Below are 11,536 nucleotides of genomic sequence, written 5' to 3'. Positions count from 1 at the left end.
TTTCCGGGGAGGGGGAGCGGGAAAGACCGGCGGGTAGGAGCTCACGACCGAGGGAGGATCCCGTGCGGCTGCCGGGCCGATCCATCGCCAGCCGCGAGCATCTGGCCCCGGTGGCCGGTGCGCCGCTGTGGTGCGACGCGCGGGAGTTCGGACTTCGGGGCGACGGGGTGACCAACGACCAGCCCGCGCTGTCTGCCCTGGTCGACCGGCTCGGCGAAGGGTACGCGGCCGACGGTCGGGCACGCGTCATCTACTGCCCGCCGGGGATCTACTCGATCCGGGACGCGGGCACGGTCTGGCGCAGTGGGGTCTCCCTGCTCGGTGCCGGACCGGGCGCGACCCGGTTCATGCTGAGCAACGAGGGCAACCGCGCCGACCCGACGCCGCTCGCCTTCTGGACCACGGTGCAGCACGGCGCGGATCGCGACCGGCACATCGCCGACTGCACCTTCGCGGATTTCGAGATCGACGGCTCGGGCGTGGCCATGGCGGAGTACAGCTATCTGGCCAAGGGGCTCGGCCTGCAGTACGTCGTGCGGGGCGTGTTCCGCAACCTTTTCATCCACCACACCGGCGCGACCGGGTTGGGCTGCGACTTTCTCCAGGACAGCCTGATCGACGGGTTGGTGGTGGTCGGCTGCGGCCGGCTGGACAACGGCGAGGAGATGGGCGGTGCGGGCATCGGCATCGGCATCGGCGGCTGGGGCGAGGTGGAACGCTGCACGATCAGCAACTGCACCACGCTGGGCAACGGCACCAACGGGATCTTCCTGGAGTTGCAGAAGTCGTACTGGGCATCCCCCCGTGGGTACCGGATCATCGGTTGCCACAGCCAGGCCAACCGGTTCGGCATCTCCGACTGGGGAGCCGACGGGCTGATCGTCTCCGCCTGCACGCTCACCGGCAATCTCGAGGCCGGCTTCGACGTCTCCGCCAACGGCACGGCCGGGGTCGCCGGTCGCGGCGGCATTCTCAGCGACTGCGTCATCGACCGCAACGTCCGCGACGGGATCAGCATGGGTAACACCCCTGGTCCGTACACCATCCGGGGCAATCGGATCAGCGGCAACGGAGGGTACGGCTACCACCAGCACGACCTCGGCAACGGCTATCAGGGCGCGGCCTCGGACGTGGTGATCGACAGCAACGAGTTCTGGGACAACGGGCTGGACGCGATCCGGGTCGACCGGCCGATGGTCGACGCGGCAGTGGTGGGCAACCGGATCCGCAACAACGGCCGGCAGTGCGCGCCGGCCGCCGGCGGGGCCGGTGAGTCGGTGCGGTACGCCCGTCGGTCCATGACGGACCGGACGGCGAGCTGGCCGCCCGACGGCCATCGGGGCAAGGTGCTGCGGGTGGGTTCCCGGATGGCGGTGGTGGTCGGCAACACCGACACCGACCTGAACCTGGCCGACCTGCGGCCGGACGCGGCGACCGCATGGAACCAGGACGTGCCACCGCCGGGCATGGGGTACGAGCTGCCGCCCGCCGCGCCGGTGCGGGCCGGCATCGCCATCAACGCGATCTTCGAATCGGCGACGGTGCGCGGCAATCGGATCTGGGACAACCGCGAGCACCCGACCCAGAGCCACGGACTGTGGATCACCGACCGGGGCTCCTGCGTGTCCTGCCGGATCGAGGACAACGACCTCGCCGGCAATGCCGACGGCGCGCTGCGGTTGGACAGCCAACCGGTGGGCGGCCGTTGGGACCGCAACCACGTCGAAGTGGACTGACCGACCGCCCGACGGGATCGCGGGTCAGCCGCCTTCGTTCGCCGGGCCGGCCGAGGCCGCCTCGGCGTGCCGGTCGCGCAGCCGGGCTCGGATCTCCTCCGGGGTGTACGCGCGCCGTCGCCGCTCCGCCCGCGCGATCACCACGCCGGACGCCGCGACTCCGGCCAGACCGGCCAAGCCGAGGACCTTCCACCACCGCACCCGTCGCGCCATCCGCTTAGGGTAGTCCGTTATGAGCATCAGCCTGGACGAGGCGGTGGAGCTGACCCGTACCGGCGACGTGTGGGTGTTCCGTGGTCGCAGCGTGCCCGACCGCGCCATCCAGTTGACCACCAACAGCCCGGTCAACCACGTGGGCATGGCGGTGGTGCTGGACGACATGCCGCCGCTGATGTGGCACGCCGAGTTGGGCCGATCGCTGCCGGACATGTGGACCGGCACCCACCAGCGCGGTGTGCAGCTACACGACCTGCGGGACGCGGTCCGGGTGTGGGCCGACCGGTACGGCCAGCGGGCCTGGCTGCGCCAGCTCGACCCGCCGGCGGACGCGGAGATGGAGCGGTCGGTGCTGCGGACGGTCGCCCGGCTGGACGGTACGCCGTTCCCGTCCACCGCCCGGTTGGCCTGGCGGTGGCTGCGCGGGCGGGTGCCGGCGCCGCCGCGGGTGCCGGTGCCGGGGCTGCCGACCCGGCAGCGCGCAACGGCGATCCGCGAGCGAACCCTGGAGACCGCGTACTGCGCCGAGGTCGTCGCGGTCACCTACGAGGAGATGGGACTGCTGCCCGCGGGCCGGCGGCCGAACTGGTACGACCCGGGTCGGTTCTGGAGCGGCGACGACCTCGGTCTGCACGGTGGTGCCCGGCTGGGCAGCGAGATCGAGGTACAGATCCCGCCGCGCTGAGGATTGTCGACCGGTCCGCCGGTCGTTCCTACCGTCGCCGGTGCCGCCGCCGGCCGACCTCCGGCCAGGTCAGGGTGCCGTTCTGGCCTCGGCCCCAACCGGTCGGACAGTCCGACCCATCGCCCGTTTCGCGCGTCCCGGCGACGTGACTAGGCTGGCGCGTCGGTGACGACGAGGGGGGACCTCATGTCAGGGCGGCCGAGCGGTGCGGACACCGCAGAAGAGACCGGCGGACTGACGGCGCGTAGGGTGATCGCCTCCGCGCCGTGGGTGGTGGTCCTGCTCGGCACCGCACTGTTGGTGGTGATGCTGGTGGTCGCGGTGTTGTCGTTCCGGGGCCCCGAGCGGCCGACGCAGTCGGCGCTCGCGCCGCCGATGAGCCTGCCGATCCCGGCCGCCGCGGACACGCCCGCGCCGGAGGAGAGCCCGAACAGCCCGAGCGGCCCGAACAGCCCGAGCCCGCCGAGTAGCGCGTCGCCCGCCCCGAGCGGTTCGTCGGCGCAGCCGGCGGTCCCGTCCCGTACCGCGTCGGCCGCCGCGCCGTCGGCCCCCGGCGGGGCACCGACCAGCAGTGCCCCGGAGGAGCCGGTGTCGGCCACCGACACCGGCGAGGTCGCTGTCAGTTACAAGGTGCTGAACGAAGACGGTTCCTCCTTCCGCGCCCGGCTGGTGGTGAGCAACGGCAGCGGGGAGTCCACGGACTGGCGGGTGGAGTTGAGGTTCACCGGCGACGTCACCGGCATCAGCGCCTCCAGCGGTCCGGGAGTGTCGGTGACCATCAAGGACCGCGGCTGGTACCTGCTCAGCGGCACCCGCCCGCTCGATGCCGGGTCACAGCAGACGGTGCAGTTGCGGTTCAGCCGTACGGGTGGTGGCGAGTACCCGACACTGTGCACGATCAACGGATCCGCCTGCGCGGTCGGCTGACCCCTGGGTTGGGGACTGTTGGGACACCTGGTGACTCGCCGGGTACTTTCGGGCATTGCTCTTGATCGTTACGCTTGCCGGGCTGCTCGTTGAGGAGAGACATGTCCGGTATGCGTCGCGCTCCGCGTCAGTTCCCGCCCCACGGCCCCGCCGCCGTCACGTCCTCACCCTGGATTTTGGTGTCGGTCGGAGTGGGCGTCATGGTGGTGCTGCTCGTCGTCGCGGTCGGGGCGTACCGGGGCCCGGGGCCGGACTTCGGCCCGGCGCCGCCGGCGGTCGCCGTACCCCTGCCGGAGCGGGCCTCGTCGGCGGGGCGGGAGGCGTCGGCGGCGTCGACGCGGCCGTCGCCGGCCGTGCCCGGACTCTCCCCGCGCCGGACCGACCCGCCGAGCCCGACCGCCACCGCGCCGGCCGCCTCCGCGCCCGCGTCCGTGGCGCCGTCGCAGCCCCCGGCGCCGGCACCGTCCCGGACCACCACCGCGCCGCCCGTCGCCGCGCCGTTGCAGGCGCGGTACCGGGTGTTGAACACGTTCCAGGGCGGCTTCATCGCGGAGGTGCTGATCCGCAACACCTCGGGCGGGGACCTGGGCTGGGTGGCGCGGGTGGAGTACCCGGGCGGCCGGGTCGTCACGGCCTGGCTGGAGGGCGTTCCACAGGGGACGTTCAGCGGTGCCGCCGGCACGCTCACCTACCGCAGCGGCCCGGACCTCGCCGCGGGCACCTCGGTGGCGCTGCGCTTCCACATCGAGTTCGCCGATCCGAGCCCGGTGAGCTGCACGGTTTCCGGCCGCGCCTGTAGCGGCCGCTGAGGGCGGTCCGCTCCGTCGGGCTGACCTCCTTCCAGCCTTGTGCAAGGAGACGGCATTGTTGCGGGCCTGTTTGCAAGGTATTGCAGAATGTTTCGGCAAGGGCTAGCGTGCGGGCCAATCAGCGACCAGAGGAAGGCCGTCGATGAAACCGCCGCCGATACCGCGCAAGCCCGTGCTGGCCCTCGTCTTCCTGCTCATACTCACCCTGGTCGGCGCGCCCGTCGTGGTGCAGCCCACCGCCGCGGCCGCCCAGTCGGCCGGCGCCGGCCCGCTCAGCGCCACCGGGGCCGCCACCTGGCACACCGAACCGTCCGCCGCGGCCCTGCTCGCCGCGGGGACCAACCGGGCGCGGGCCGAGCAGTTCTACTTCGTCCTGCCGGACCGGTTCGCCAACGGCGACCCGCGCAACGACCGGGGCGGCCTGGCCGGAGACCGGCTGAACACCGGGTACGACCCCAGGGACAAGGGGTTCTACCACGGTGGCGACCTCAAGGGGCTGATCGACCAGCTCGACTACATCCAGGGGCTGGGCACGACCGCCATCTGGCTCGCCCCGGTGTTCAAGAACCGTCCCGTGCAGGGCGAGGGCGACGACGTCTCGGCCGGCTACCACGGCTACTGGATCACCGACTTCACCCAGGTCGATCCCCACTTCGGTACGGCCGCCGACCTGACGAAGCTGGTCCAGTCCGCCCACCGGCGCGGCATCAAGGTCTACCTCGACGTCATCGTCAACCACACCGCCGACGTCATCAGCTACGCCGAGGACCGCTACAGCTATGTGGACAAGGCGACCGCGCCGTACCGCGACGCGCAGGGCCGGCCGTTCGAGGACCGCAACTACGCCGACGGCAGCCGCGCCTTCCCCAAGGTGAACACGGACTCCTTCCCGTACACCCCGACCTTCAAGACCCCGGCGGACGCGAAGGTCAAGGTCCCCGCCTGGCTGAACGACCCGACCATGTACCACAACCGGGGTGACTCCACCTTCGCCGGTGAGAACAGCGAGTACGGCGACCTCTTCGGCCTCGACGACCTGTGGACCGAGCGTCCCGAGGTGGTCCGCGGCATGACCAAGATCTACGCCGACTGGGTGCAGTCCACCGGCGTCGACGGCTTCCGGCTGGACACGGTCAAGCATGTAAACCTGGACTTCTGGCCGCAGTTCAGCCAGGGCATCAACCAGGCCGCGGCCCGCGCCGGCAAGAAGGACTTCTTCATGTTCGGCGAGGTCTACAGCGCCGACCCGGAGATCACCTCAGACTACGTACGCCAGGGCGCCCTACCCGCCACCCTGGACTTCGCCTTCCAGGAGGCGGCGCGTGGCTTCACCGCCAACGACGGCTCCGCGAAGGCACTGGCCGACGTGTACGCGAGCGACGACCTGTACGCCGCCCGGGACACCCACGCCGGCCGGCTGACTACCTTCCTCGGCAACCACGACATGGGCCGGATCGGCTCGTTCATCGCGGGCGGCCCCACCGACCCGGCGACCCACCTGCGCCGCGATCAACTCGCCCACGAGCTGATGTTCCTCACTCGCGGTCAGCCGGTGATCTACTCCGGCGACGAGCAGGGCTTCACCGGTTCCGGCGGGGACAAGGACGCCCGGCAGACCATGTTCGCCTCGCAGACCCCGGACTACCTCGACGACGACCTGCTGGGCACCGACCGTACCCACGCGGTCGACCAGTTCGACCGGACGCACCCGCTGTACCGGGCCATCGCCGAGCTGGGCGGCCTGCGCCAGGCACACCCGGCGCTGCGCGACGGCGTGCAGGTCACCCGGTACGCCGCCGACGGCCCCGGTGTCTTCGCCTTCTCCCGGTTCGACCCGGACAACCGCACCGAGTACCTGGTGGCGGTCAACAACGCCCCGACCGCGCAGACTGTCACCGTGGACACCTGGTCGGCCGGTGCCACCTTCACCGGCATCTACGGCGCCACCGGCCGGCCGGTCGCCGCCGGCGACGGCAAGCTGACCGTGACCGTGCCGCCGCTGTCGGCGGTGGTGCACCGGGCCGGCAAGCCCGTCGCGCTGCCCACCGCCAAGCCGGGCCTCACCATCACCACCCCCACACCGGACGAGCCGGTGGCCACCCGGGCGGCGGTGACCGCGCAGGTGACCGGGGATCCGCTGGCCACCGTGACGGTCGCCGCCCGGGTCGAGGGCGAAAAGTGGACGCTGCTCGGCTCGGCGCACCGCACCCCGTACACCGTGCACCACGACCTGACCGGCCTGGCCGCCGGCACGAAGGTCGAGTACAAGGCGGTGGTGCGCGACGGCCGGGGTCGCACCGAGACCACCCGCGCCAGCGGCATCGTCGGCACTCCCGAACAGTCCGGCGCGTCACGTGACTGGCTGGTGGTGCACTACCAGCGCCCCGACGGCGACTACCTGAACTGGGGGCTGTACACCTGGGGCGACATCGACCCGGCGTACGCGACCGAATGGCCGAAGGGGCAGCCGTTCGCCGGTACGGACACCTACGGGCGGTTCGCCTGGGTGAAGCTCAAGCCGGGAGCGAAGTCGGTCGGCTTCCTGGTGGTCGACGCCGACGGGAACAAGGACGTCGACAACGACCGGACCGTCGACGTGACGCAGACCGGTGAGGTCTGGGTCAAGCAGGGCGACCGGGCGACCTACCCGACCCGGGAGGAGGCCGCCGGCGAGCCCGCGCCGCCGGTCGAGGACGGGGTGGCGGTGATCCACTACCGCCGGCCCGACGGCAACTACGACGGCTGGGGCCTGCACCTGTGGGACGGCGCGGCCAGCCCGACCGACTGGGCCAGGCCGATGCCGCCGACCCGGATCGACTCCTTCGGCGCCGAGTTCCGGGTGCCGCTGGCCGAGGGTGCGACCGGGCTGAGCTACATCGTCCACAAGGGGGACGACAAGGACCTGCCGCAGGACCAGCGGCTCGACTTCGCCGACGCCGGCCGCGAGGTCTGGTTGCTCGCCGCGACGCCGGGCCGGCTGCTGCCGTCGGTGGCGACCGGCACCGGCACGGACACCGACATCGGCAGGCAGAAGGCGCACTGGATCGACCGCTCCACCGTGGCCTGGCGGACCGGTCCCACCGACGGCCGGGCGTACGCGCTGGTGACCGCGCCCGCCGGTGGGGTGCGCGTGGTCGACGGCGAGCTGGTCGGGGCGTACACCTCGCTGCCGCTGACCGCGCAGCGCAACGGGCTCACCGAGGCCCAGCGCGCGACGTTCCCGCACCTGTGGGACTACCGGGCCTTCGCACTGGACCGGCGGGACCTGGCCAAGGTGCCGGCGACGCTGCGCGGGCAACTGCTGGTGACCGAGCGGGCCGTGGACGGCACGCTGCTCGGCGCCACCGGCGTGCAGATCCCGGGCGTGCTCGACGACGTGTACGCCCCGGCCACCAACACCAGCCTCGGCGCCACCTTCGCCGGGGGTGTGCCGACCCTGGCGGTCTGGGCACCCACCGCCCGTACGGTCTCGCTGGAGCTGTTCGACTCGCCCACCGGCACGCCGAGTACGGTGGCGATGCGCCGTGACGACCGGACCGGCGTGTGGTCGGTACGCGGGGCACGTGACTGGACCGGCAAGTTCTACCGGTACCGGGTGCAGGCGTGGCAGCCGGCGACGCAGCAGCTGGTCACCGCCGCGGTGACCGACCCGTACTCGGTCGCGCTGGCGGCGAACTCCACCCACAGCCAGATCGCCGACCTGACCGATCCGAAGCTGGCCCCGGCCGGCTGGGCGTCGCTGCGCAAGCCGGCGGCGGTGCCGTCCGCCAAGGTGCAGATCTCCGAGCTGTCGGTACGGGACTTCTCCATCGCCGACAGCACCGTGCCGGCGCAACGGCGCGGCACCTTCCTCGCCTTCACCGATCCGGCCACCGTCGGCATGCGCCACCTGAAGGCGATCAGCGACGCCGGGGTGTCCCACCTGCACCTGCTGCCCGCGTTCGACTTCGCCACCATCCCCGAACGGCGGGCCGACCAGCGGCAGCCCGACTGCGACCTGGCGGCCCTGCCGCCGGACTCGGAGCGGCAGCAGGAGTGCGTCGCGGCGGTGAAGGACGCCGACGGCTACAACTGGGGGTACGACCCGCTGCACTACACCGTCCCGGAGGGCGGTTACGCCGTCGATCCGGACGGCGCGCGGCGCACCACCGAGTTCCGGCAGATGGTCGCCGGGGTCAACGCGGCGGGCCTGCGGGTGGTGATGGACGTGGTCTACAACCACACCTCGGCCGCCGGCACCGACCCGAAGTCGGTGCTCGACCAGATCGTCCCCGGCTACTACCACCGGCTGCTCGACGACGGGACGGTGGCCACCTCCACCTGCTGCGCCAACACCGCCCCGGAGCACGCCATGATGGGCAAGCTGGTGGTCGAGTCGCTGGTCACCTGGGCGAAGGCGTACAAGGTCGACGGTTTCCGCTTCGACCTGATGGGCCACCACCCGAAGGCGAACATCCTGGCCGTGCGCGCCGCACTGGACAAGCTGACGGTGGCCCGCGACGGTGTGGACGGGAAGAAGATCCTGCTCTACGGCGAGGGCTGGAACTTCGGCGAGGTGGCCGACAACGCCCGGTTCGTGCAGGCCACCCAGGCCAACATGGCCGGCACCGGGATCGGCACCTTCAACGACCGACTGCGCGACGCGGTACGCGGTGGCGGGCCGTTCGACGACAACCCGCGTCGGCAGGGCTTCGCGTCCGGGCTGTTCACCGACCCCAACGGCGACCCGGTCAACGGCTCCGCCGCCGAGCAGCGGGCCCGGCTGCTGCACCAGCACGACCTGGTCAAGGTCGGGTTGGCCGGTAACCTGCGCGGATACCGGTTCACCGACTCCGCGGGCCGGGCGGTGACCGGTGCCCAGGTGGACTACAACGGCTCGCCGGCCGGCTACACCGACGCGCCCGGTGAGGCGGTCACCTACGTCGACGCGCACGACAACGAGATCCTGTACGACGCTTTCGCCTACAAGCTGCCGTCGGGCACGTCGGCCGTGGACCGGGCGCGGATGCAGGTGCTCGCGCTGAGCACGGTGGTGATGGGCCAGGGCGCCGGTTTCGTCACCACCGGCACCGAGCGGCTGCGGTCCAAGTCGTTGGACCGCAACTCGTACAACTCAGGGGACTGGTTCAACCAGATCCGCTGGGACTGCGCGCAGGGCAACGGCTTCGGCATCGGCCTGCCGGCGGCGGAGGACAACCGGGACAAGTGGCCGTACGCCCGGCCGCTGCTGGCCGACCCGGCGCTGGTCCCGGGCTGCGCGGCGGTCGAGCTGGCCGACGCCCGGTACGCCGAGCTGCTGCGGATCCGGGCCTCCTCGCCGGTCTTCGGCCTGCCCACCGCGCAGGAGGTGCAGCGGCGGGTCGGATTCCCGCTCTCCGGCACCAACGAGACCCCGGGCGTGCTCACCATGACCCTTGACGCCGGTGGCCTCGGCGGGGCGTGGAAGTCGGTGACGGTGGTCTTCAACGGCACCCCGCAAGCCTCGACCCAGCGGGTGAGCGGGCTGCGCGGGGCGGACGTCACGCTGCACCCGGTGCTGCGGTCCTCGGCCGACCAGGTGCTGCGTACGGCCTCGTTCGACCGGGCGACCGGCACGTTCACCGTGCCCGCCCGCAGCGTGGCGGTCTTCGTCCAGCAGTAGTGCACGCGGTTCGGCCCCCTGCCACCTTCGGTGACAGGGGGCCGACCTTCCCCGGCTGGCTGGGTCCGCTGAAGCGCTCAGTTGAAGCAGTCTTCGACGGTGCGGGCGCAGTTGGTGGGGTCGTTGTCGGTGATGGTGGAGTCGTCGTCGAGCTTGACCTTGCCATCGTTGTTGAAGACGCCGCCGGCGATCTTGTGGTGCTTGTCGCCGTTGTCGGCCTTGTTCTTGGTGATCTTGGTGTTGGTCAGGGTGACTCGGCCTTCGTTGTTGTAGATGCCGCCGCCGTTCTTGCCGGCGAAGTTCTCCTTGACCTTGCTGTCGCGCAGGGTCAGGCGGGCGGCGTCCTCGTCGTTCTTGTGCTTGGACCATTCGGTCGCGGACATGGGGCGGGGGGCGTGCTTCTCTTCGAAGGGTTCGCCGTTGAAGATGCCGCCGCCGAACCGGCCCGCGCTGTTCTGGAGGATCTCGGTGTCGGTGACGACGGCGGTGCCGCGCGTCTCCTCGTCCTTCTCCTTGCCGTACAGGCTGCCGTGCTTCTTGTCCTTGCTGACGTTGTAGATGCCGCCGCCGTCCTTGTGGGCCTTGTTCTTCTCGATGTTGCTGTGCTTGACGCTCAGGACGGTGTCGATGGCGTAGATGCCGCCGCCGTTCTCGCCGGCGGTGTTGTTCTTGACGAAGGTCCAGCTGACCTGGACGAAGCCGTCGCTGCTGAACAGGCCGCCGCCGTTCTTGCGGGCGAAGTTGCCCTCGATGACGGCCTTCTCGATCTCCACGAAGCCGGCCTTGCCCTTGTCGTCGTGGCGTTCGCGGCTGTCGGAGGAGTACTCCTCCTTCTTCTTTTCCTTCTTCTTCTCTTCGGCGCGGCCGTTGGCGATGCCGCCGCCGTTCTCGGCGGTGTTGTTGGCGATGCGGGTTTCGCCGCCCTTGCCGTCGCGTGATCCCTCGACGTCGAGGACGCCGGCGTTGAAGATGGCGCCGCCGTCTTCGCGGGCGTGGTTGTTGTCGAGGGTGCTGCTCTCGACCTCGACGCGGCCGAAGTTGGCGATCGCGCCGCCGTTGTTCTCGGCGCTGTTGAGGAAGAACTTGGTGTTCACCAGGTGGGCCCGGCCGCCCCGCTCGACCAGCATGCCGCCGCCGTCGCCCTGGTGCTCCTTGTCGTCCTTACCGTGCCAGTCCTTCTTTTCTTCCTTCTTTTCTTCCTTCTTCTTTTCTTCCTTCTTGCCCTGCTCGCCGCGCCAGTCCTTCTTTTCTTCCTTCTTTTCTTCCTTCTTCTTCTCTTCCTTCTTGCCCTCCTGGCCGTGCCAGTCCTTCTTCTCGGACTCCTGGCCGGTCCAGCCGTCCTTGCCCGGCCACTCCTTGTCGTCCTTGCCCTGCTTGTGTTCGCGGTCGGCGGCTGCGCCGTTCTTGACGGTGACGTCCTTCAGGGTCAGGTCACCGCCGTCGGCGACCCGGAAGATCCGGAACCCGTCCCGGGACTCCCGCTTGATCGTCGCGCCGTTGCCCTCGATCTTGATTTCCTGCT

General features: G+C 70.9%; 7 protein-coding genes. 5 read left to right on the top strand and 2 right to left on the bottom strand.

The features are described from left to right. The first annotated feature begins 62 nt into the window (after positions 1-62). Positions 63-1,736, top strand: a complete 1,674-nt coding sequence (locus C1I95_RS27070) for a right-handed parallel beta-helix repeat-containing protein (protein ID WP_111217951.1) — start codon at positions 63-65, stop codon at positions 1,734-1,736. Positions 1,737-1,760: 24 nt separating this feature from the next. Here C1I95_RS27070 and C1I95_RS27065 read toward each other — a convergent pair whose 3' ends face one another. Then, positions 1,761-1,949: a hypothetical protein gene (locus C1I95_RS27065; RefSeq protein WP_199523926.1), complete on the bottom strand. Its 189-nt coding sequence runs from the start codon at positions 1,947-1,949 to the stop codon at positions 1,761-1,763. 19 nt (positions 1,950-1,968) lie between these two features. Between C1I95_RS27065 and C1I95_RS27060 the strand changes: the two genes are divergently transcribed. From C1I95_RS27060 to pulA, 4 genes are all read left to right on the top strand, one after another. Beyond that, complete coding sequence (locus C1I95_RS27060) at positions 1,969-2,637, top strand: hypothetical protein (RefSeq protein WP_111217950.1); 669 nt, start codon at positions 1,969-1,971, stop codon at positions 2,635-2,637. A gap of 249 nt (positions 2,638-2,886) precedes the next feature. Continuing rightward, positions 2,887-3,564 (top strand): hypothetical protein, encoded by a 678-nt coding sequence (locus C1I95_RS34915; RefSeq protein ID WP_146605858.1) that lies wholly within the window; start codon positions 2,887-2,889, stop codon positions 3,562-3,564. 179 nt (positions 3,565-3,743) lie between these two features. Further along, positions 3,744-4,373 (top strand): cellulose binding domain-containing protein, encoded by a 630-nt coding sequence (locus tag C1I95_RS27045; RefSeq protein WP_267900721.1) that lies wholly within the window; start codon positions 3,744-3,746, stop codon positions 4,371-4,373. Between the two features lie 142 nt (positions 4,374-4,515). Continuing rightward, positions 4,516-10,014, top strand: a complete 5,499-nt coding sequence (gene pulA / locus C1I95_RS27040) for a pullulanase-type alpha-1,6-glucosidase (RefSeq protein WP_111217947.1) — start codon at positions 4,516-4,518, stop codon at positions 10,012-10,014. A 77-nt stretch (positions 10,015-10,091) separates the two neighbouring features. Here the strand turns inward: pulA and C1I95_RS27035 are convergent. After that, on the bottom strand, positions 10,092-11,536 hold a 1,445-nt coding region (locus tag C1I95_RS27035), incomplete at its 5' end, for a hypothetical protein (protein ID WP_158566482.1).

This window comes from Micromonospora craterilacus (genome assembly GCF_003236315.1).
Lineage (GTDB): Bacteria > Actinomycetota > Actinomycetes > Mycobacteriales > Micromonosporaceae > Micromonospora > Micromonospora craterilacus.
This window is presented reverse-complemented; position numbering and strand designations above follow the sequence as displayed.